This window comes from Xanthobacter versatilis, assembly GCF_043193975.1.
Taxonomy (GTDB): domain Bacteria; phylum Pseudomonadota; class Alphaproteobacteria; order Rhizobiales; family Xanthobacteraceae; genus Xanthobacter; species Xanthobacter autotrophicus_E.
This window is the reverse complement of sequence record NZ_JBAFVB010000010.1, coordinates 106,630-125,997: the sequence shown is the minus strand read 5'-3', so window position 1 is coordinate 125,997 and position 19,368 is coordinate 106,630. Positions and strand designations below refer to the sequence as shown.

The window sequence follows — 19,368 nt, the reverse complement described above, 5'->3', positions numbered from 1 at the left end:
CCTCCCGTTTTCGAAGGGCAGGATTGACGGAGGTTGCCTGATCCCGCGTGGTGCCTGCGCAGGGACGTTGCAGAGGTACGAACTGACCCGCACTGTCGCCCGTCGCGACGAAAGGCGTTTCGTCTAAGGCCAAGTTGTGCGCCCGCACATCGCCGACTGCCGTTGCCCGATGACTTCAGCGCGGCAACGGGGGAATGTTGACGCCGCCCTTGAAGCCTTGAATTGTCCAGTCATAGACTGCAGTTCCAGTGCGGATGTAGCCGAGGCGGGCAGAGGCAAGGTCAAGTATCTCAATGATGACCCATGTCCACATGGCCGTCAAAACCACGATCAACACGATCGAAGCCTGCTTCTTGAGCCCGAATTGATAGCCAAGACAGCCCATGCTGAGCAATGTCATGCCGATGAGGAGCCAGAACAGCTGGGGCGGCAACGTAATATAGTACGCGAATCGCTCGCTGGTCCCGGCGTCGAATGTGTCATTCAAGGCGCTCATCAAGGCCGCCGACACCGGGTTTGGCTGTTCACGCACGATGGCCGACAGATGACCCCACATTTGCGACTGAAGCGCATTGGAACGTTGGTTGAGTGCGTCTATCGCGGCCGGATCGCGGTTTGCCCTGACGAAGTCGGCGCGCACCTGAACATAGTCTTCGAGCAGGCTTGCAATAGCGTCGCCCCGCGCATTGCCCACGGCCTTGGCCCTGAGCCAGGCCGTGCCAATGGCATTGGCTTCGGTAACACTACCTTGCCGGTGTTCGCTGAACCGGCTGTTGGCAAAGGAAAGGGTGAGGGCCAGGACGAAAGCGAGCAGCCCCAACATTCCGCCCACGATCACTCCGACCGCCTCCGGGTTCGCCTGCCGCGTTGCGCCGCGTCGACCAAGCCAGAATCCGATACCGTGCGCAGCCAGCTGCGCGATAAACAGAATGAGACCGAAGGCGAATACGCTTGTCTCGGCGATCGCGAGAGCCAAACCCATGACGAAGCACCAGATCATGACTGAACATTCAAGAGAAATAGTCGGATTCTACACACTGCGCCAGTCCGTCCAGCCGGACGCCATTTGAAGCTGCGGCCCGACGAAAAGAATCCGCGCTTCAGCTCTTGTGCAGGGAAGGTGCTCATGACGCCGGAGAGCTCACCGCAGCCGCCCACCATGATCCGGGCCGAGCTTCCGCGGCCCAGCCTCCCGAACCTCGGCGACGGGCTGGCACACCCGAAAACGTCATCACCGATGGCCGAAATCACCACGCTACCGGCGACAGAGGTCGACAGAAAATGCGCTTGCACGCATATGCGCATGAGAGTAACTGTCTCCCATGCAGTCCGCTCTCACCCTCCTGTCGGCCCTGGCCGAGCCCACCCGCCTCGCAGCGGTCCGCCTCCTTTGGGATGGGCGGGAGCATTGTGTCTGCGAGCTCGTGCGCGTCCTCGGCGTGACCCAATCCCGCATGTCGCGCCATATGGCGGTGCTCAAGCAGGCCGGCGTCGTGGTGGATCGGCGGGATGCCCAATGGGTGCGGTACCGCCGTAATCCCGAATTGCCGGCCGAGCAGGCGGCGATCATCGATGCAGTCCTCATCAGTCTCGACGCGACATCGAACAGGAGAGCCGCATGAGCGCCGACCTGTCATTGACCGGGCGCAAGCCGCCCCGGGAGGCATCTCCCCTCGTCTGGGCGGCGGCAACGGTCGCGGCTATCGCCCTCTGGTTCGTGGTCTACGCCCAGCTCGCGCCGTTCTCCCAATGGTTGGTGGCCCGCCTGCCGGTGGAGCCGGGCAGCCATCTTGCCGAAGCGGTGGCATTCTTCGTCTACGACACGCCCAAGGTGCTGATGCTGCTGACCCTGGTGGTGTTCGCCATGGGCGTGGTGCGCAGCTTCTTCTCGGCCGAGCGCACCCGTGCGCTGCTCGCCGGAAAGCGTGAGGGGCTCGGCAATATCGCGGCCGCTGGCCTCGGCATCGTCACACCGTTCTGCTCCTGCTCGGCGGTGCCGCTGTTCGTCGGCTTCGTCTCCGCCGGCGTCCCCCTCGGCGTTACGTTTTCCTTCCTCATCGCCGCGCCCATGGTCAATGAGGTGGCGCTGGGCCTGCTGTTCGCGCTCGTAGGCTGGAAGGTGGCGCTCACTTATCTGGCCTTCGGCCTCGCTGTCGCCATCGTCGCCGGCTGGGTCATTGGCCGGCTGCACCTGGAAGGCTGGCTGGAAGACTGGGTGCGCAATGTGCGCGCCGCTCCGGTCGAGCTGCCGCCAAACGGCATGACGCTGGTGGATCGCATCAGGGCGGGCCTCGACGCGGTGCGCGACATCGTCGGCAAGGTCTGGATGTGGATCATCGCCGGCATCGCCGCGGGCGCCTTCATCCACGGCTTCGTGCCGGCGGATCTGCTCGCCTCCATCATGGGGCGGGATGCGTGGTGGTCGGTTCCGGCGGCGGTCCTGTTGGGCATTCCCATGTATTCCAATGCCGCAGGCATCATCCCGGTGGTGGAAGCTCTGCTGGCCAAGGGCGCTGCGCTGGGCACCGTGCTCGCCTTCATGATGGCAGTCATCGCCCTGTCGCTGCCGGAAATGATCATCCTGCGCAAAGTGTTGAGCCTGAAGCTGATCGCCGTGTTCATCGGTGTGGTTGGCGCCGGCATCCTCGCCGTGGGCTTCCTGTTCAACGCGCTGTTTTCCTGAAACAAAAAGGCACAAGCCATGAAGGACGTGAAGGTGCTCGGCCCCGGCTGCTCCCGCTGCGAGGCCACGGCGCAGATGGTGCGGGATGAGGCGGCCAAGCTCGGGCTCGACGTCACGGTGGAAAAGGTCACCGACTATGCGCTGATCGCCGGCTACGGCATCGCCTCGACCCCCGGCATCGTCATCGACGGCAAGGTGGTGCACGCCGGCGGCCTGCCGAAACCGGATGATGTCGCCCGCTGGCTCGCGGCCTGAGCGTCTATACGGTTCGCAGGGCTGCTCCGTCCGCTCTCCCTGCGCGATGATCGGGAGGCATCGCCGCGCAGCGGCCTCAGCAGGACTTTCGCGTCGTGCTGCGGCGACGGCATCCGGCCTCAAGCTCATCGGCCCCCGTAAGCGCCACGGGGCATGGTTTTTGGGTGGTTGACGCTCAAGTCGGACAACAGGATGCCATTGATGGCGGCCTCGCAGGCCACCCACTCGCCTCCCTCAGTTGAGTGCGACCCGTGAGAAGACCGTCAATTTAGTCTAAAGTATTGATATATTTGGTGGCCCGGCAGGACGGACAATAGGTAGAAATATTTGTTAAATATCAAATATATAAGTCTAATGGCTCTTTGCAGATACCAGCAAAAATACCAGCAAATCGCGACGTTGGCCCCTGGATGGCACCTTTCGGGATTTGCCGGGATCAGGCGGGATTGGATGGGACAGCGGCCGTTAGGCCAGCTCCAGGCCCAATCCGGGATCGGCGCTATTGCATCATGCTACTTCGCCGCATGTTCAGCGACGACAGTAGCGCTATGGTTGCATAGTCAAGGTTGGGGGGGGGGTGAGAATGGGCAGGATAGGGCGAGTGGTGATCATGGCCGTAATGCTGGCGACTGTCGGCGGGTGTCAGCTCTCGAACCCTAGGTTCTCCGTGGCCCAGCGCTCAAACCCGATGGGGCCAACCCCAAATTCGGCACCTGACTATGCCCCGCATCCGTGAGACCCATTTATTATAGGTCCACTCCTGCGGCGCTTTTCATCCCTGCCCAGCCCGCGCTCGCCAGCGGACTTTTTCATGTGTGCAGCTTGCGCTAAGTCCCGTCCATGTACGAGCAGCATGATGAGCCACGTCAAGCAGGGGGCACCTGAGCTAATCTTCTCAGCAGCGTCTTCGGTGGTGAAAGAGGCCTGCAGCTACAGTCGCCTTGCCCGCGTCGGGACGCGCCGTCTAACGCCGCCTCCCACACCCGGTTGAAGATCTTTGCTGCGAGCGCGGCCTTGTCCTCGTTGCCAGTCCGGGGCTGACGAAGAGGGCGGACTTGCGAAATCAATCCGGCAGGCTGCTGTGCTGATCCCAAATAGGAAGGGTATGCTGATGCTGTACCGATCGACGCGTGCTCTCGCACTCGCCGCCGTTCTCATGCCTGTGCTCACGGCACTGGCATGCGCCGATCAAATTCCGGCCGCACCGTCCGGCTCTGTGGAAACGTACCGCCTCGGCAATCAAGCCTTTCAGGTCGACAATACAGGGAAAGGCGCCGTCCTGTGCATTTGGAGCATCTTCGATGCCGTCCGGCTTGTCGGTCGAGAGTGCCATCCCAGCCAGGACGCGGCGTTCCAGGCCGAGCTGGATCAATCCATCGCGCGCATAGACGAGTTCATCATCGCGAACAGTACACGTCCTATTTCTAAAGAACAGCTTAACGCTCTTCGAGCCAAAGGACTCGAAATGTTAAGGTTGCACGGCAATATATGTGCGGGAGACACAGAGAAGTTTTACCAGATGTTTCGCAGTCGTGGTGCCTCAGCGCTTCGTGAGCAAACGACGGACCTCTTATCGATACCGCGCGAGCCGGTGATGAACCCTTGTTTGTAGCCTAAGGCCAAGCTCACCGCCTCGGCACCCACACCCCCACGACGCGCCCCACCAGCTTCTCGGCGGCGTGTTCGGTGGTGAAGGGGCCTTCGCTGGTGCCGACGCAGACCGAGCGCAGGGCGGCGGTGTATGCCTCCCGCGTGCCCGGCGGGAACCAGTGGCAGGCGGTCCAGCACACGGACGGCACCGCGCCATCTTCCGGCCGGAGCACCACGCACCCATCCGGGCGTTGGAATTCCATCCGGCTGCGCATTTGGCAGATGCGATAGACAAAGCCGCATTCGGTGTTCGGTGACCCGTAGGAAATCAGGAACAGCTCGCCCTCGGCCGGCTGGTGGTCGGCCAGGTCCACCACGGCGAACTCGCCGCGGCGCAGGCGCGGATAGAAGGCGTCATCCGGGACCGGAAACGTCATGTGGCCCGGCGGCAGCGTCGGGAACATCATGAGCGCCCGCAGCTCGGGCTGGTGCTCAAATTGGACAGCCGGAAGCTGCGGGCCAGCATGCACCGGCTTGCCGGCGGAGGTGCGGCGGGTCATGCTGCGGCTCCTTCAAGGAAGCCGAGGGCGGCATGGATGAGGTTCTTGATGGCCTCTGCGCCCCCGAAACTATCGCTCAACTCCACCGCCAGCTTAAGGGCCGCAGTGGCCCCTTCCTTGGTGGTTGCAGTCGGCACGTGGCCCAGGTTCAGCGCGTCCCAAACCGGCATTGGGGTGACGTCTGAAAATCCGCCATCGAGTGCATCGAGCCACGCGCATTCATCGTGATAGGCGGTGACGAGGTCGAATAGCGGGTCTGCCTCCAAGGCCGTGATGGTGGCCGGCACGGTGAGGAGCGCGGCGGTTGCGCCCTTCAGGAGGGAGCGGCGGGAGGGGCTGCGCTCAGACATGGGCCGCCTCCCTCGCCATGCGCTCCACCTCGCGGAAGAAGGACAGCAGGCATTGATTATCCCACTCTTGCAGATCGGGATGGTTGTCCGGCTTCAAGAGGATGTGGGAGTCATAGGCTGCGACACGCGCTCTGACCGCAAGTCCGGCTACCCCCGTGGCTGGCTTTTCCCTGATCCGTTCCGCGAGCGCGTCCATCGCGTTGAAGAAGGCGTCTTCCCGGTCGATTGCATCATCATGTTCAACGACGACCCTCCGCTTCACGAAGTTGTCGAACGGCTCGCGATTGAGGTCGCCTCTCCGCCGCTCCACAGCGCGGGCGTAACGCTCACGCACCGGCGCGTTGCGCTCCATCTCCGCTTTCAGCAGGACCAGATTGCGCTCGAATTCAGCGCCCAGGCGCAGCAGCTCGGCGTCGGGGTGCTCCGCCGCCTCCGCCTTCGGCAGGACGGCCACAGGCACTGCGAGGGCAGCAACGGTGCCCAGCGCTCCGCCGGCTTTGAGGAAGGTCCGGCGGGTGGTGATGGGCATAGGGGCGGCGTTTGCCGCCGCGGTGGGCTTCGGCATTGGTGTTCTCCGGTGATGTTGGAAGCGGTCAGAGGGGCGGACACGCCGCCGGGCGGGATCAGGCGATGCGGGAAAGGCGAAGGGCTTCGTCGGCGGCCCGCACCTTGGCGAGCATGGCGGGGAAGTCCTCCCATGATGCGAAGGTGGTGCCCGCCCGCTCGGCGAGGGCAGCGTCGGTGGTGGTGAAGGTGAGCGCACCGGCCGACCCGGTGAGGCGTCCAAACTGGACACCGTTGCGCTTCAGGACGAAGCCGGTCCCATCACGCCGGGCGGTGTAGGTGGCCGCGATGCCGGCGGCGGCCTTCTCATCGCGCACGATCAATTCGAGGGCGTTGAGCCGCTGGAGGTCGGCGCTGCGCTTGCGTGCGGCGTAGGCGTCGCGGGGCTCGGGCGCATTCCGGTAGCGCGCCGCAGTGATGCGGGCGGCATTCAGGGCGTGCTCGGCGCGGCGGATGACCTCGGCTCGGTGGCAGCCGCGCGGCACCGACACGTAGCGCTGCAGCACCGCCCACGGCGTCACCGGGGCATTGCGGGCCTCTTCCCACGCCTGCCGCAGGTGGGCGGCGAAGGCTGGCCGGCTGAAGGGCGCCATGGACTGCCGCAGGAGTGACCAGGCACGGCGCATGATGTGGGAGAGGTTGAAAGTGGGCATTGCCGCTTCCGTTGCTGCATAATCGTAACACTGATACGATATGAGCATCTGGCGATAAGCGTCAACATAAATCGTAACGAGGTTACGAATTGCTCCCTATCCAATGCAAGATGGCCCGTACTGCGCTTGACCTAGGGGTTCGGGACCTCGCCGAGTTGGCGGGAGTTTCGCCGGACACGATTGCGCGCCTAGAACGAGGCGAAGGGCTCCGCGAAAAGACGGTTGCCGCTATTCGTGCCGCGCTGGAGAGTGCCGGGATCATTTTTCTGGCGGAGGGGGAGGCGCTAGACGGTGGACCGGGCGTGCGGTTGGTGCGGCGGCAATGACCCGGTATCTCAGGAGCCCCCGCACCGCCGGCGTTGAGCTCCTGAACCATGGGCAGCCGGGGGTGAGGCTGAAAAGCCAGGATTTAGCATGGGGGCACGAGGTGGCTCTCCGTCCTCGCCCTATGACTTCCCCAGTCGATTTCGCACCCATCGCTTCACGTATTGAATCGCGATGAAGGCCGCTAAGGTAGTGGGAAGTATCGCGTAGAAGCAGAAGACGAGAAACACGAATAAGAAGAGCCAGAAGATCACGGGCGGCTCGCTGTGTCGGCGCCGAGCGGTGCGCCCAGCGCGGCACAATGTGTTACACTGCATTCATGGTGACAAGCGCAATGGCGGCCGCGATGTAGAGGTGGCCTGAAGCATTGCGACCGGCATCTGGTTTCCACGATGCCGGTCTTTGCCGCTGCCCATGATACGTTCAGCGTCTGCCCCAAGCCCTGACCGGGGCGGGCGGGAGCCGGGCGGTCTGCCCCCGCGGTCGCCCGGCTCCCCCGATCTGATCGATGCCGAGCCTGGTCACGTCGCGCACAGGAACAGCCGCGTCGCCCTCATCGCTCGTAGAGGCCGACCACCAGCGCTTCCGCGAGGAGGTGCTTGCGCGCGACACGCTCCACCTCGGTACAGGACGCGCCTTGCAGGACCGGCAGGTGCTCCACATCGACCGCCAGCGCATGGAAGCGGTAGCGATGTGCCTTGTGCCCGTGCGGGGGACAGGCGCCGCCGTAGCCGATGCGGCTGAAGTCATTTATGCCATGCCGGAATCCCAGTTGCTCTGCATGGCCGGCCGCATCCGCCCCCAGGGCCGTCACTTGAGGTGGGATGTCGTAGGCCGCCCAGTGGTGCCAGATGCCGGAAGGGGCATCGGGATCCTCGCACAGGACCACGTAGCTTTTCGTGCTCGACGGCGCGCCGGTCCAGGCCAGAGGCGGCGAGATGTCCTTCCCATCGCAGGTGAAGCTGCGCGGAAGGGATGCTCCGTCGATAAATGCGGGAGACGTGAGGCGCATGTCTTGGCCCTCCGTATTGTCCCAGCCCCCGTTTACAGCTCCCTCATTGGTGACATCGGAGGACGCTCAAGGCAAATAAACAGGTCCTGAGCCGCACTAGCTCATCACGGCGCGGGCGGCGCGCAGCCGTCCTGGGCCACCTCGATGGCGAACCATTCGCCCGAGCCACTAGGAAGCTTCGTTCTCGCCCGCCCCATACTCCGCCGCCCATTCCTCATCCGACATGGGCTTGTCGGTAATCGTGTGGGTGACGCTCACGCTCTCGCTCTTGTCCACCACCAGCCCGTTGAGCTTCGCCACGTCCATCCAGGCGGCGCGGGCCACCGAGAGCCCCGGCGCGCCGCCTTCTGCCTCTGCGGCCATGGCGATGCGCTTCAGGTGCTCGGTCACGTCCGCCAGGGTGATTTCCGCGCGCATGGCGCCTCTCTCCTGTAGCTCGGCAATGCGACGCCGCACGTCCGGATCGTTGGCCAGACGGTGGGCGTTCTGTCGGTTCTCGCGAAAGCCGGCCTCGGTATAGGCTTCCACCGCCGTCCGACCTTCGGCCACGAGCTGGGCGAAGCGCTCCCGGCGGCCGTTGCGAAGTGGGGGCATGGTCACGGCCCCACGCCCAGCAGGCGCTCGGCTGGCGAGCCAGAACCGCCCCATGCTGGTGTGGGAATCCAGGGAGCACGGGGCGACGCAGGCGCGGGAGCCGGCCGTTGCCGCTCCTCGCGGTCTCCAGCGCCAGCCGTCACCGCCCGCATGTAGACGCGAGCGAGACTGATCGCCTGCCCGCGCGTCGGCGCATCCGGAACCTTCGCCAGCAGCGCCCGCGCCCGCTCCGGGTTCAGCAGCGCGTCCTTCACGATGTCGTCCACGCTCGCGAGGCCGGCCTGTCGCATCGCCTCGATTACGCGGCCGATGTGGGCACCACCACCGGCGCCAGCTGCCGCCCCGAGGCCGCCGCTGGCCATGCTGCCGGCCGCAGCACCAGCACTGGCCAGCGCACCAGGCGAAAGCAGGCGCGAGAGCCAGGATTGCGCGCCGCCGGCCTGCCCCACCGCCAGCGCGTCCTGCACCGTATTGGACTGGCCCGGAAGCTTCACGGCCGCCACCGAGCGGTTGGACCGCTTCAGGTCGGCCGCGATGGCGTGGAGCGTCATGATTTCGGGACCGGAAAGCACCGTCTTGAGCGCTGGAGCGGACTGCCGCAGGAACTGCTGGAAGGCGTCCGAGCGCATCATGTCCGCGCCGGAGGTTGCGCCCTCGGTGTTCCCGATGAAGCGCAGGTTGACGTAATCGGCCACGGCCTTGCGCAGGCCCTGCCGCGCTTCCTCGCCGCCAGCGGTTTCGCGGGCGAGACGGTTCATCTGCTGCACGGCGTCCTGCCGGCTGAAGATGCCGCCGATGGTTCGCGTCACGTCCGCCGGGTCCTCCACCCTGAGCAGGCGAGCCACGGCGCCCTGTTCGAAGGCGTCCAGCTGGGCTTTCCGCTCGGCGGCCAGGCGGGCCATGGTCTCGGACGCCTGCACTGGGTCGGCCAGCATGCGGTCCACCTCGGGGATGGCCCGGAGCGCATCGGCGTGCTTCTGGCGCCACGCCTGCACCTTGGCCGGGTCGAGCGTGCCATCTAGAGGGCTTTCCGCCGCCTTGCGCAGGGTGGAGATGGCATAGTCGCGGATCTGCGGCAGAGCCTCTGGCGCGGCGGTGCGCAGCGCCTGCATGGCCTCGAAGCCGCGCGGGCCGGGCAGGAAGAAGCGGGCGGGAACGACCGAGGCTTCCGCCTGGAACGGACCGGAGGCTCCAGAGCGCCTGGTGACGGCACCCACCCTGCCACTGTCGAAGGTCTGCGCCCGCTGCTTTGTCGCCTCGGATGCGGCGCGAAGACGTTCTAGGGCTGCCTCATCGAAATTAGGACTGACCAGCCCTTCTCCCGGAAAGCCTTGATCTCCCGGAGCACTCCCAAATCGCCATCCCGGCGAGCGCCCTTCTCCAGAAAATCCAGAAAACCCGCCCGCCGCGCCTCCGGCATATCCAGAAGTTCCAACGCCAACGCCGCTCCCACCACCGGGCGGCGCGGCCTCTGGCCCGGAGGCGGGGGATTCTGATCCATATTGGCCCGCTCGGTCCCTGATGCGGCTCCGTTCTCCTGGAGCGCCAAGGCCGTAAAGCTCGGCATCCCGGCGGAGCAAGTCAAGCGCCGCCTGTCGCGAGCGAAGCGAAATACCCTCTTCGGCGGCAATTCGCGTCAGATGATCGGCAAGGCGCGCTGCGTCCTGCCGGTCAGGGCTCGCATGGAGCGCGGTCCACCAGTCCGGCTCGCGCCCGTTCGCGGCCTCGGCGATCCAGTCGAGGATTTCATTCTGGTCCGGACGATCCGCCCACCCGGCACGTTCGGCAATCGAGACGCCCCATTCATCGACGCTGCGGCCGGACCGGTTCAGCAGGTTCCCGTGCCGCCGATCCGCGGCGTCCAGCGCGGCCGCCACGTTGTCGTCGTAGCGGATGCCGCCATTGCGCTCGATCCACTTGAGGAAGGACGGCGGTCGGTAGGGTGCCTTGCGGCCCAGCGCGATATCCGCGGCCTCGTTCATCACGGCATCGGAGCGACCCGGCCCGGCACCGGCAGCCGTGCCGCCCGCCCTCATGGTCGCGCCAGGCGTCGGGCCGGGCCAGTCGCCAGGAGCGCCCACGACCGCTTGCATCCGGCCGAACATGGTGTCTTCGAGCGAGACTGCGCCCGATGCCATGCCCTGCGCTTCCCGCTCGGCCTGATCAAGAACGGCCGTTTCCAGATCACGCTCGACGGCGGCGCGAAGCCGGGCAAGGCGGGCATATTGCACCGTCTGACCGTTGTCCTTCATCTCCTGCCGCATGGCATCGGAAATCCGGCTGCGCAGCGCCGTCACCTCGGAGAAGGGTGCGACGGCAGCCCCGAAGCGACGCGCCATCCCGAAGATGGCCGCTTCCTCCCCCGACATAGGCTTGGCACTCGCCGGCATCGTGGCCTGCGTCTCAGCTGCGGTGCGCGCCGTCTCTGTCGCCGGCAGCGCCAGCGTTCCGGCCGGATCAACAGCCTTCCACAGGGCGCGCTCGCGCTCCTTTACCACCTCGCGGGCATCCATGATGTTCTGCCGGATGCCGGCGCCGTAGACCTCGGGCGCGCCCTCGCCGCCCAGCCGGGCCGCCGCCTCCCGCGCCGTGTTCGTGGCGCTGGTCAGAGCCTGCCCCGTGGCTTCGTCCAGCGCGGCGAGGTTCTGGCGCAGCACGCCAACCACCTGCTCAGGCGCACCCTTGGGCTGGATGCCCTCCAGCGCGCCGACGCGGGCCGCGTTCTGGTCGGCGCGGCGCTGCATGAACTCAGCCGGGTACTGGCTGGCGCTGGCCCGCTCCAGGCCGCCAAGGCCCATATCGCCGGTCAACTGGAAGGTGGTGGGCTCGGAGCCCGCTACCAGATTACGCGGCACGGCGCCGGGCTCGGAGGGCAGGCCCACCGTCTTCGACGCTGCGGCCACGTCCAGCGCATCGCGCACCGCCGCCGGATCGGTCGCAGCCTGGCGCAGCCGCGCGCCGGCCGCCGCCTCCTGCGTTGCCGGATCGGACAGGCGGAAGTCGCGCCACGCCTGCGGCAGTTGGGCAGCGCCCCGGCTGGCCGCGATGGCGCCGGCGCCCGCTGCGCCGCCCACGAGGTTGCCTGCTGTCTCGGCGAGAGGCTTCCACGGCTCGGGCACCACCTGGCCGGCCATCTGGCCGCCGACGCCGGCAGCAGCACCCACCGCCGCATTGGTGGCGACATCTCCCACCGAGGCAGAGCGGCCGAAAATGGAGCCAAGCGTGTTCATAGCGCCTTCGCCGACGGCACCGGCCCGGTTGAGTGCGCCCAAGGCCGCTTCGGGGGCAATCATGCCGCCGACACCGGTGCCGGCCGCGCGGGCCAGCTTCTCCGGGATGGTCGTGGCCTGCACCTTGGCGGGATCGTTGACGCCCACCGCTTCACCGGCGCCGGCCAGCCACCGGCTGGAGCCCGGCAGATTGGCGCGTGCCTGCGGCAGCTCGGCGCCGGTCACGGCATTGACGCCCTGCACGCCCTTGTTGGTGAGCCACGTCGCAGCATCCACCGGAGCGCCGAGGGTAGAATAGATGGCGTCGTTGAGTCCGGCCGTCAGGTTGTTCCAAGGGCCAGACGGAGCGGGCTGCTGAGGCTGTGCCGCTTCGTGACCGCTCCAGTCCATCTCCCACGGCATCGGGCCGGAAGCCTGCGCGGCCTGTTGCGGCGCCGGGGTGCCCCAGTCCATCTCCCACGGCGGCCGGCCATCATCCACCGGTGGCGCTGGCATGGACTGAACCGCACCATCCTGCCAGGGGCGGGCCTGTCCGCCGAACTGCGGCCGCGGCGGGATGGGATCAGCGCCGGGAACGGGACGGATGGCGTTTTCGATGGCCTGCACTCCTGCCGGCTTCGGCGGTTCGGGGGCATAGGCCATGGCGGCCCCCTGCCGCGGCACGAACTGCACGCCGGAAAGCCCCTGGTTGGTGTCGCGCGGGTTGAGGTCGCGGCCGATGGGCACGTCAAACCGACCGTCGGGCGCGTTCCGGAAGGCGCTGCCGGTGTCGTGCACAACCACGGGCACGTCGCGCAGGGTGTAGCGCTGGCCGCCGACAGCGTAGGAGACCTCGGGAACCGTGTACTGCCGGCCATAGAGGTTGGGGTTCCCGGCAATGGTCACATAGGGCGCGGCGCCGGTACGGAAATCTTCCAGCGTGCGCACGACGGCCTGTCCGTCCGGGCCCGGCCGCGACGCCTCATATCCGCCTTCCATCCGGTCACCACCGCGCTGGGGCGAATAGGTGGTGACGCGCGGTGTGGGGCCAAGAAGGCGCGTCGCGTAGCTCGGTCCGGCGGCGGGGGCGCTGGTAGCAGCCCAGTCCATCTCCCACGGGTTCATTGTGCCTGCCCCCACGACTGCGGGCTCTTCGGGTCGCCACCACGATAGACGTAGCCGTTGACGACGGCGCCGGGGACGAGCGCAGGGCGGCCGCCCTGGCCACTGGCGGGAGACGCGCCCGCAGTCGGTGTCCCGCCCGGAGCCCCGAAGTTCTGGCCCGCACCCGGCACCATCGCCCCCTGCGCCTTGAGCTTTGCGAGACCAGTGGTGAGCGCATCCTTGAACTCGCCGAGCGCCGCCTTGTAGTCGTCCAGGCTCTGCGCGGCACTGAGGCGGGCCATGGCCTGTTCGGCCTTCAGCCCCTCCACCTCCGTGATGGCGCCGCCGCCCTTGAGCATCCCGTAACCCTGAAGGAACACCCCGCCGCGAAGCTGGTCCATCTTGGCCTGCACGCGGGCGGCGTCAGCCGAGACGTTCGGCATGTGCGACGCCATCGGCCCGAGCATCTCCGGCAACTTGGGATCGCTCGCGAGCGCGTCGATCTGGTCGCCGATCTGCTTTGCCATGCCCTCGGCGCCGGGCAACTGGGCTTGGGCTTGGCCCGCCGCCTTCCCGACCTCTCCGGCTGCCGCCTTGCCCGCCACGTTCTTCGGAATGGTGGTGATGGGCTGGTGCGTGATCGGGTCCGTCAGGACGAAGTGCGTGCCGGCATCGCTCACGATGGGCTTGTTCGACAGGCTGACGCCCGGCGGCGTTTGTGCCTGCCGTACCGTGCCGTTGCTGCCCAACTGCAGCATCACGGGGTTGCCTTGCGCGTCCACCCCGAATTGCGGCGTGAGCCCGTAGGTCGGGCGCCCATCCTTGTCCAGCCGCTGGCGCATCAGGTCGATGCGCTGCCGCTCGAAGTCGTTTTGCGTCGCCTGCTGCCCGAGTTTCATGAAGGTGCCGGCGCCCTCCAGGTCGCCATTCCCGAGCAACCTTTGGGCATAGGTCTGGTAATTCGGCGTCGCTGTTGGGTTCGCCGCCATTTCCTCGCCCAGTGCCTTGCGACCGGTGAGGATGTCCTGTTCCCGGCGCGAGGCGCGGCCCTGGTCGAAGCTGCCCAGCAGCCTGTCGGCATAGGATGCGATCTGGCCGCCCTGGTTGACCTGAACAGGAATTGCGAACGAAGGAATGTCCCACATGGATCAGCCCTCCCGCTTCACGGTGTGCTTCACGGCCGGCGGCGTCACGCCGGTGCGCTCGATGCGCTCCAGAATGGCGCGCCGGGCGAATTCGCTCAGCGACAGGTTTTCCCGCGCCGCTGCTTCGTTGATCGCCGCAGTGAACCCCTGAGGGCCACGCATGGTCATGAATTCAGGGTAACTCGCGATCATCTGCACATCTCCGTTTTTTTGAAGAATACATTAGATCACGAGGCGTGGTGAGGATGCGTCTCACGATATTTGTTGATGTATTACATCTTCCGAGAGTCCATCGGAGTTCACAGAAGTTCACGAGCGGTCGAAACATCAATTTAATTGAAGTTTCCGGGCAATTTCCGCTTCTTGCGCGCGCTCTCCTTCCGCGAAGCGCTTCCAGTGCTCGGCCTCGTGCTGCGACGTGGCGCATTGGTCCAGCAGGTAGGCATTGCGCCGGCCGAGGTCTTCCATGCATTCGTGATGGATCTGGATCTGCTGCTGCAGCCGCTCGCGGTCCGCATTGAGCCCGTCCACCATCTGGCGCAGGGCATCGACCTGAGCGCCGAGGTTCTCGGCGGCGGTCTGGTACAGGTCGGCCAGCGTCGCGCGGGCTTTCAACCTCTGCCGGGCACGGCGCCGACGTTCGGCGCGAGCTGAAGGCTTCGGCGTCCCATGGGGGGCGCTGGCCCAGTCCGCGACGGTGCGCAGGAGGGAAGCGAAAAGCGAGGTCTTGGTGGTGGGCATGGTTCGGTCTCCTATGCTGCCGGCTTGCGGGTACGCCGATGTGTGTTCACCGTCTGCGGCGACACCCCGGCCCGCCTGGCAATCTCCCGGTCGGACAGATCTGGATGGGTGTCCAACATGGACAACACGTCGGCGCGCTTCTGCGCGTTGGTGCGGCGGGTGGCGGGCTGAGGGGCTGATGCAGCCTGCGAACCGTTGGGGGCGGTGCTTTCCTGCCCGGCGGCCTGAGCACTCGCCTTGAGGAAGGCGAAATCGGCCTCGAGGCGATCAAGAAACGGATCATCGCGCGGGGTGGGATCGATCCAGGTGCGCTCTTCCGTGTACCGCTTCCAGTCGAACCGCGCCTGCAGGTCATCCCAGGACGCCGCGGGCCGGCCGCTCTTCAGTTCGTCTTCCAGAAGCGTCACGCGGCATTCCACCTCGGCATAGTGGCTCCATTCGCCGGGGCGGCAGAACAAACCACGGTCCCAGCGCAGACGGTCCCAATCCTTCACCTCGGAAAGGGCCTCGGCGAGCGTGGCAGGCCATGGGTAAGCGCTGGTGACTACTTCGCGGATTGCCGGCGTGATGTCCTTGACGTTCCAGAAGTCGCTGGCCACGCCGTCCAAGGCTTTTGCAAAGCGGTGCACCGTGCCGGCATCGTCGGTCCATTGATCCCACGTTGCCAACGGCGCAATGGCGGCCTCCAGCAGCGCCTCGCGCTCGGTGCGGATGAATAGGGCGGCTTCCGATCCATAGGCGGCCAGCACCTCGGCGCGGCGCCGGGCGTCCCGCGCATTGCGTTCCGCCTGCTTCGCCGCCTCGCGGGCCTTATACCCCGGCTCCTTCGCCTCCATCGCGTCAGCAAAGTCGTCGAACCAACTGCGAGGTTTCGGCTGAGCCGGGGCGTCCAACTTGGATAAGGCGACCTTCAGCGTCATTCCGGCGGCCTTGGCGATGGCCTCGGCGCGGGAGTGGGCGGCAGCGCGCTCGCCCTCGGTCGCGCCGCCGGTCATCAGGCCACGAACCTTTCGCAGCTTCTCGATATCGAGCGTCGCCATCAGGGCCTCGCGGTGGTGGTGTTGGTGGGCACAGACCAATTCCTGTTGGTCCAAATTGGACGCAGAGGCCGCGGCACGGATGTTGCTCGGTGGTGACGACAAATGACGACCACGGCCGCCTTCCTCGGAATTGTCACATCTCCCCCAAAGTGGGGGCGCGTTTCGCCACCAGAATCGCGATGACGGGGGCGACCGTTCATGCAGGAGAACCGAGCCATGCCGTGCACCGACATCCGCCCCATGCAGGTCGATGCCTTCCGGCCGACCATCGTCCTGAACTCGATGGATGAGGCGGTGGGCTTCTTGCGCACCCTGTCTATCGCCGAGCACACCGAACCGCTGATCGACGTAATGGAGGCCGCGGACGAACCGGAGATGGAGCGCCGTGCCTGGCAGGCGTTCGAGACGTTCGCTTGCGCGATGCAGATCCCGGTGCGGCTGGGGGCGTAAGGCGAGGTCGGAATTCCGACTTTGGCGAGCACCGATTTTGCCACACCTTGAAAATCGATCCTCGGGCGCCCCACCACACCACCCCACCCTCCTATAGAGGGTGTGGTGGGGCAGGTGTGGCGCGCCTTTTTTGCCCCACTTGCCCCACGTTGCCACACCACACGGTTCAAGGTGGGGCAGGTCATGATTCCCACCCCGCTCCGACCACCACAAACTCGCGCATCATTCGTTTGGCATCCGGCCGGCGCTCTTTGCCGAGGGCTTTGGAGGCGAACCACATGGCCAGCGCCCGCTTCACCTTCTCCTTGTCGGCCTTGTCGTCGATGTTGAGGCCCAACACGTCGGCGACGACGTGGCCGATCCAGTTCCCGGCCTGCACGTCCACCCGGTAATCCGGGTTCGCCTTCACGGCCGCTACGACCTTCTCGATATGCTCGGCGCGGACATTCTGGAGCGCGTCCGGCATCTCCCACGCCGTCACCACGCCCACGAAATCCTCGGTGGAGATGAGGCCGTAATCCTCGCCATTGCCGAGCCCGACAGAGGCCAGCCGGCGCCACACGGCGCGTTCCATCGGCGGCGACATGTTGGCCTTGCCGTTGTCCACCCGGAAGTGGAGCCGGCGGTGCTCGGGTTCGATCCCGGCCCGGTCCGCGTCATCCTGCGACATGACGTTGAGCACCCGGGCGGAGCGCACGGCGCCGATGAGCGCCGACGCGCCGCGGGCGTCCTCCACGGTGTAGGTGTGTTCGCCCATCGCCTTGCGGACATGGTGGACCAGCTCGATTGCGCAGTTGCACCGCTCGGCGATGCGGGCCCATTCCTTCGCCACCCGGTCCACCGCGCCGTTGTCGTTCTCGCCCACGCTGTGGGACGACACGAACGGATCGACGATGAAGGTGCCGATGTTGTTGCCGCGGATGGCCTCTTCGACATCCTCCACCACCGGGCGGGCGACGACGACGCGCTCACCCACCTTTTCCGCGATGACGATAGGCACCTCGCGTCCGCTGTCGATGAACAGCCGGTTCGCGATATGGGCGGGCTCGATCCCGTAATGCAGGCAGGCCGCGGCCAGGCGCCGGTCCAGCTCCTCCTTCGGATCCTCGCCGTTCCAGTACCAGACGTTCGTGCGCTCCTGCACCAGCACGTCCAGCAGCGCCCGGCCGGTGGAGATGGCCAGTGCCTCCGCGATAATGAGAGAGGACTTGCCGACGCCGCCCGGCGCTACGGTTCCGGTCACGAAGCGGCGGACATAGTGCTTGTCGTAGATCCAGCGCCGCGGCGGGATGGTCTTCGGATCGACCCATTGCCAGGGCGTCGCCGAGATGCGACGGCGCGGGGCCTCGGGCTGGGCAGGAATTACCCCGTCAGTGCCGGTGCCGCGCATCTCGTGGCGGTGCTCCTGCCTATCCGGAACCTCGCGGGGCTTCAGCCGCCCGGCCGCGATCCCGCTGTCGATGGTGGCGCACGTCGCGCGCTCGCCATCGTCCGCGATGAGACCGCAGGACGCCGCCGCGCTCATGAGCGAGCCGCGCGCGGTGTCTTCGTCCACCATGCCGGCGCCCACGAGCTGCCCGAGGCTGAAAGCAGCTGTGTTGAGCCGGTTGTTGCGCTCGCCGCGCCCGCTCTGAGCCACCGCCCAGCACTCGCCGGCAATGGCGGTCTGCACGTAGCGGTCCGGCGGTGCCTGACGGGAGGCGAAGTCCACGATTTTGGGGCTCTGCCGCGCTTCGGGCGCCGGCTCGGTCAACAGTTCATAGAGCCAGTCCCCGGCCTCGGCGAAATGGAAGAAGTCCATGGGATCTTCGATTTCGTAGCTGCGGCCGTCTGTCAGCCGGGAGCCGGCGGCGATGACATAGCCGCCTTCGCCGCGCACATTGATGCCGTGGATGCCGCGCGCCCGCAGGCCGCGTTCCGTGTTCGTCACCGGCCGGTCTTCGCGCCAGTGGAACAGCAGGTGCTTGCCGCCGCTGGGCGTGAGGTGGGCATGGGTGCGGATCGGCGGATGCTGGCGCGAGATGTTTTCCCATGCCTTGAGGCCGTCCGCGTCGCCCGGTTCCTTGGCCACGTCAGGGTCGATGGCCCAAACTCCATTCTCGCGGCCCATGGGTACGCCGATCAGGGCATCCGGCCATTGCGTCCACCATGCGCGGACCTGGGCGGCGTCCCGGCTCGCCGCCTTGAAGCCGGCGGAGATGAGGGGGCGCTTGGAAACGCCGCGCTCGGGCGAGGGGTTGCAGGGGAACACCTTCCACCCGCGCCGGGCATAGTCGAGAGCCAGGTCGATAGGCGTCATGCTCACCCCCAATCGTCCGTGGTGTCGTGGGAAGCGCCCTGCAGCTCGGCGTCCGGCACCGGCTCTTCGCCGGAGCTCAGGCGCTTCGCCAGCGCGCCGGCCTCGCGCTCGGTCGCGCAGGAGATGCGGCGGATCAGCCAGCCATTGCTGGCGAGGCGCTGCACCACCCACCATGGCCCGCCATCATGTTCGACGGCGAACGTCGTCTCGGCGCTGGCGTGTTCGTGGGAATGGACCGCAGAAGCGGGGAAGCTGACGACGCGGCTCATGCGGCGCCTCCATCGCCCATCTCGGTGATGATCGGAGCGCCGAAAGCCTGATGCTGGGGATCGCGATTGATCCGCAGGGCTGTTGTCAGGGCGCCGCCGAAGCTCGCGTGCTCATCTTCCAGCCAGCCGCCGCTATCTCGCTCGTGGTCCACCACAAGGCACTGGAAATGCGTGAGGCTGTCAGGGATCACATAGATGCGGTAGCGGTGCTGGCGCTCTTCCTTGATCTGGATCCACCCGCCCGGATGGGGGGTGACAACGCGACGAACGCGACCGGGATTGCAAATGCGCGCGGCCATCATTGCACCTCGCGGCCAAGGCCGGCGGCCTCGGCGTGGACGAGGGCGACGCTGAAGGGAACGCCGAGGGCGGACGCGAGCCGATGGGCCGCGAGGTGAAGGGTGTTTGGGAGGATCGAAGGCGCGGGCTTCGCGCTGCTGGTGGGCGGCGGACGCTTGCCCGCACGGCGGGCCTGAGGTATGGATTTGGGCATGATGCTTTTCCGGGAAGAAGGGCGTCAGACAAA

General features: G+C 66.4%; 22 protein-coding genes. 6 read left to right on the top strand and 16 right to left on the bottom strand.

From position 1 onward, the window contains the following. Window positions 1–175: 175 nt before the first annotated feature. A complete protein-coding gene (locus tag V5F66_RS18070; protein WP_394032589.1) occupies window positions 176–1,000 on the bottom strand; it encodes a bestrophin-like domain in 825 nt (274 codons plus the stop codon). 322 nt (window positions 1,001–1,322) lie between these two features. On the opposite strand from V5F66_RS18070, the gene V5F66_RS18065 reads away from it, so the two are divergent. From V5F66_RS18065 to V5F66_RS18050, 4 genes are all read left to right on the top strand, one after another. Then, window positions 1,323–1,622 (top strand): ArsR/SmtB family transcription factor, encoded by a 300-nt coding sequence (locus V5F66_RS18065; RefSeq protein WP_394094424.1) that lies wholly within the window; start codon window positions 1,323–1,325, stop codon window positions 1,620–1,622. Then, the gene (locus V5F66_RS18060; protein ID WP_012115394.1) at window positions 1,619–2,683 is read left to right on the top strand and encodes a permease; all 1,065 of its coding nucleotides are present in this window, start codon (window positions 1,619–1,621) and stop codon (window positions 2,681–2,683) included. Before V5F66_RS18065 ends, V5F66_RS18060 begins: the two co-directional genes overlap by 4 nt. Before the next feature lie 18 nt (window positions 2,684–2,701). After that, window positions 2,702–2,938, top strand: a complete 237-nt coding sequence (locus tag V5F66_RS18055) for a thioredoxin family protein (protein WP_012115395.1) — start codon at window positions 2,702–2,704, stop codon at window positions 2,936–2,938. A gap of 1,105 nt (window positions 2,939–4,043) precedes the next feature. Then, window positions 4,044–4,550, top strand: a complete 507-nt coding sequence (locus tag V5F66_RS18050; protein ID WP_394094423.1) for a hypothetical protein — start codon at window positions 4,044–4,046, stop codon at window positions 4,548–4,550. 13 nt (window positions 4,551–4,563) lie between these two features. Here V5F66_RS18050 and V5F66_RS18045 read toward each other — a convergent pair whose 3' ends face one another. From V5F66_RS18045 to V5F66_RS18030, 4 genes are read right to left on the bottom strand one after another with little or no spacing between them, the layout of a single operon-like run. After that, the gene (locus V5F66_RS18045) at window positions 4,564–5,088 is read right to left on the bottom strand and encodes a hypothetical protein (protein WP_394094422.1); all 525 of its coding nucleotides are present in this window, start codon (window positions 5,086–5,088) and stop codon (window positions 4,564–4,566) included. Further along, window positions 5,085–5,438, bottom strand: a complete 354-nt coding sequence (locus V5F66_RS18040) for a hypothetical protein (protein ID WP_394001204.1) — start codon at window positions 5,436–5,438, stop codon at window positions 5,085–5,087. Before V5F66_RS18040 ends, V5F66_RS18045 begins: the two co-directional genes overlap by 4 nt. Beyond that, window positions 5,431–6,003 carry a twin-arginine translocation signal domain-containing protein gene (locus V5F66_RS18035; RefSeq protein ID WP_012115402.1) on the bottom strand — a complete coding sequence of 191 codons (573 nt, stop codon included), beginning with the start codon at window positions 6,001–6,003 and terminating at the stop codon, window positions 5,431–5,433. Before V5F66_RS18035 ends, V5F66_RS18040 begins: the two co-directional genes overlap by 8 nt. Before the next feature lie 58 nt (window positions 6,004–6,061). Then, on the bottom strand, window positions 6,062–6,655 hold the full coding sequence (locus V5F66_RS18030; protein ID WP_394094421.1) for a hypothetical protein: 594 nt from the start codon (window positions 6,653–6,655) through the stop codon (window positions 6,062–6,064). 110 nt (window positions 6,656–6,765) lie between these two features. On the opposite strand from V5F66_RS18030, the gene V5F66_RS18025 reads away from it, so the two are divergent. Continuing rightward, window positions 6,766–6,981, top strand: coding sequence for a helix-turn-helix domain-containing protein (locus V5F66_RS18025; RefSeq protein WP_394094420.1), 216 nt, complete (start codon window positions 6,766–6,768; stop codon window positions 6,979–6,981). A 551-nt stretch (window positions 6,982–7,532) separates the two neighbouring features. Here the strand turns inward: V5F66_RS18025 and V5F66_RS18020 are convergent. From V5F66_RS18020 to V5F66_RS17990, 7 genes are all read right to left on the bottom strand, one after another. Further along, window positions 7,533–7,991: a YbhB/YbcL family Raf kinase inhibitor-like protein gene (locus V5F66_RS18020; protein WP_394094419.1), complete on the bottom strand. Its 459-nt coding sequence runs from the start codon at window positions 7,989–7,991 to the stop codon at window positions 7,533–7,535. A gap of 168 nt (window positions 7,992–8,159) precedes the next feature. Continuing rightward, window positions 8,160–8,585, bottom strand: coding sequence for a terminase small subunit (locus tag V5F66_RS18015; protein ID WP_394094418.1), 426 nt, complete (start codon window positions 8,583–8,585; stop codon window positions 8,160–8,162). 2 nt (window positions 8,586–8,587) lie between these two features. Continuing rightward, complete coding sequence (locus V5F66_RS18010) at window positions 8,588–12,919, bottom strand: hypothetical protein (protein ID WP_394094417.1); 4,332 nt, start codon at window positions 12,917–12,919, stop codon at window positions 8,588–8,590. After that, window positions 12,916–14,043, bottom strand: coding sequence for a hypothetical protein (locus V5F66_RS18005; RefSeq protein WP_394009147.1), 1,128 nt, complete (start codon window positions 14,041–14,043; stop codon window positions 12,916–12,918). Before V5F66_RS18005 ends, V5F66_RS18010 begins: the two co-directional genes overlap by 4 nt. A gap of 3 nt (window positions 14,044–14,046) precedes the next feature. After that, window positions 14,047–14,235: a hypothetical protein gene (locus V5F66_RS18000; protein WP_394009145.1), complete on the bottom strand. Its 189-nt coding sequence runs from the start codon at window positions 14,233–14,235 to the stop codon at window positions 14,047–14,049. A 135-nt stretch (window positions 14,236–14,370) separates the two neighbouring features. Beyond that, window positions 14,371–14,784 (bottom strand): hypothetical protein, encoded by a 414-nt coding sequence (locus tag V5F66_RS17995; RefSeq protein WP_394094416.1) that lies wholly within the window; start codon window positions 14,782–14,784, stop codon window positions 14,371–14,373. An 11-nt stretch (window positions 14,785–14,795) separates the two neighbouring features. Further along, a complete protein-coding gene (locus tag V5F66_RS17990; RefSeq protein WP_394094415.1) occupies window positions 14,796–15,824 on the bottom strand; it encodes a winged helix-turn-helix domain-containing protein in 1,029 nt (342 codons plus the stop codon). Between the two features lie 216 nt (window positions 15,825–16,040). Between V5F66_RS17990 and V5F66_RS17985 the strand changes: the two genes are divergently transcribed. Beyond that, window positions 16,041–16,274 carry a hypothetical protein gene (locus V5F66_RS17985; RefSeq protein WP_394094414.1) on the top strand — a complete coding sequence of 78 codons (234 nt, stop codon included), beginning with the start codon at window positions 16,041–16,043 and terminating at the stop codon, window positions 16,272–16,274. A 181-nt stretch (window positions 16,275–16,455) separates the two neighbouring features. Here the strand turns inward: V5F66_RS17985 and V5F66_RS17980 are convergent, their stop codons facing one another. From V5F66_RS17980 to V5F66_RS17965, 4 genes are read right to left on the bottom strand one after another with little or no spacing between them, the layout of a single operon-like run. After that, window positions 16,456–18,573 carry an AAA family ATPase gene (locus tag V5F66_RS17980; protein WP_394094413.1) on the bottom strand — a complete coding sequence of 706 codons (2,118 nt, stop codon included), beginning with the start codon at window positions 18,571–18,573 and terminating at the stop codon, window positions 16,456–16,458. A 2-nt stretch (window positions 18,574–18,575) separates the two neighbouring features. Then, entirely contained in the window at window positions 18,576–18,842 is a 267-nt protein-coding gene (locus V5F66_RS17975; RefSeq protein ID WP_394094412.1) for a hypothetical protein, read from the bottom strand. Further along, the gene (locus tag V5F66_RS17970; RefSeq protein ID WP_394094411.1) at window positions 18,839–19,141 is read right to left on the bottom strand and encodes a hypothetical protein; all 303 of its coding nucleotides are present in this window, start codon (window positions 19,139–19,141) and stop codon (window positions 18,839–18,841) included. Before V5F66_RS17970 ends, V5F66_RS17975 begins: the two co-directional genes overlap by 4 nt. After that, on the bottom strand, window positions 19,141–19,335 hold the full coding sequence (locus V5F66_RS17965; RefSeq protein ID WP_394094410.1) for a hypothetical protein: 195 nt from the start codon (window positions 19,333–19,335) through the stop codon (window positions 19,141–19,143). Before V5F66_RS17965 ends, V5F66_RS17970 begins: the two co-directional genes overlap by 1 nt. Window positions 19,336–19,368: the final 33 nt, after the last annotated feature.

What these genes read in the sequence shown, in the direction of transcription:
- V5F66_RS18070 (WP_394032589.1), bottom strand. Translation starts at nt 1,000, where the DNA reads ATGATCTGGTGCTTCGTCATGGGTTTGGCTCTCGCGATCGCCGAGACA.
- V5F66_RS18065 (WP_394094424.1), top strand. Translation starts at nt 1,323, where the DNA reads ATGCAGTCCGCTCTCACCCTCCTGTCGGCCCTGGCCGAGCCCACCCGC.
- V5F66_RS18060 (WP_012115394.1), top strand. Translation starts at nt 1,619, where the DNA reads ATGAGCGCCGACCTGTCATTGACCGGGCGCAAGCCGCCCCGGGAGGCA.
- V5F66_RS18055 (WP_012115395.1), top strand. Translation starts at nt 2,702, where the DNA reads ATGAAGGACGTGAAGGTGCTCGGCCCCGGCTGCTCCCGCTGCGAGGCC.
- V5F66_RS18050 (WP_394094423.1), top strand. Translation starts at nt 4,044, where the DNA reads ATGCTGATGCTGTACCGATCGACGCGTGCTCTCGCACTCGCCGCCGTT.
- V5F66_RS18045 (WP_394094422.1), bottom strand. Translation starts at nt 5,088, where the DNA reads ATGACCCGCCGCACCTCCGCCGGCAAGCCGGTGCATGCTGGCCCGCAG.
- V5F66_RS18040 (WP_394001204.1), bottom strand. Translation starts at nt 5,438, where the DNA reads ATGTCTGAGCGCAGCCCCTCCCGCCGCTCCCTCCTGAAGGGCGCAACC.
- V5F66_RS18035 (WP_012115402.1), bottom strand. Translation starts at nt 6,003, where the DNA reads ATGCCGAAGCCCACCGCGGCGGCAAACGCCGCCCCTATGCCCATCACC.
- V5F66_RS18030 (WP_394094421.1), bottom strand. Translation starts at nt 6,655, where the DNA reads ATGCCCACTTTCAACCTCTCCCACATCATGCGCCGTGCCTGGTCACTC.
- V5F66_RS18025 (WP_394094420.1), top strand. Translation starts at nt 6,766, where the DNA reads ATGGCCCGTACTGCGCTTGACCTAGGGGTTCGGGACCTCGCCGAGTTG.
- V5F66_RS18020 (WP_394094419.1), bottom strand. Translation starts at nt 7,991, where the DNA reads ATGCGCCTCACGTCTCCCGCATTTATCGACGGAGCATCCCTTCCGCGC.
- V5F66_RS18015 (WP_394094418.1), bottom strand. Translation starts at nt 8,585, where the DNA reads ATGCCCCCACTTCGCAACGGCCGCCGGGAGCGCTTCGCCCAGCTCGTG.
- V5F66_RS18010 (WP_394094417.1), bottom strand. Translation starts at nt 12,919, where the DNA reads ATGAACCCGTGGGAGATGGACTGGGCTGCTACCAGCGCCCCCGCCGCC.
- V5F66_RS18005 (WP_394009147.1), bottom strand. Translation starts at nt 14,043, where the DNA reads ATGTGGGACATTCCTTCGTTCGCAATTCCTGTTCAGGTCAACCAGGGC.
- V5F66_RS18000 (WP_394009145.1), bottom strand. Translation starts at nt 14,235, where the DNA reads ATGATCGCGAGTTACCCTGAATTCATGACCATGCGTGGCCCTCAGGGG.
- V5F66_RS17995 (WP_394094416.1), bottom strand. Translation starts at nt 14,784, where the DNA reads ATGCCCACCACCAAGACCTCGCTTTTCGCTTCCCTCCTGCGCACCGTC.
- V5F66_RS17990 (WP_394094415.1), bottom strand. Translation starts at nt 15,824, where the DNA reads ATGGCGACGCTCGATATCGAGAAGCTGCGAAAGGTTCGTGGCCTGATG.
- V5F66_RS17985 (WP_394094414.1), top strand. Translation starts at nt 16,041, where the DNA reads ATGCCGTGCACCGACATCCGCCCCATGCAGGTCGATGCCTTCCGGCCG.
- V5F66_RS17980 (WP_394094413.1), bottom strand. Translation starts at nt 18,573, where the DNA reads ATGACGCCTATCGACCTGGCTCTCGACTATGCCCGGCGCGGGTGGAAG.
- V5F66_RS17975 (WP_394094412.1), bottom strand. Translation starts at nt 18,842, where the DNA reads ATGAGCCGCGTCGTCAGCTTCCCCGCTTCTGCGGTCCATTCCCACGAA.
- V5F66_RS17970 (WP_394094411.1), bottom strand. Translation starts at nt 19,141, where the DNA reads ATGGCCGCGCGCATTTGCAATCCCGGTCGCGTTCGTCGCGTTGTCACC.
- V5F66_RS17965 (WP_394094410.1), bottom strand. Translation starts at nt 19,335, where the DNA reads ATGCCCAAATCCATACCTCAGGCCCGCCGTGCGGGCAAGCGTCCGCCG.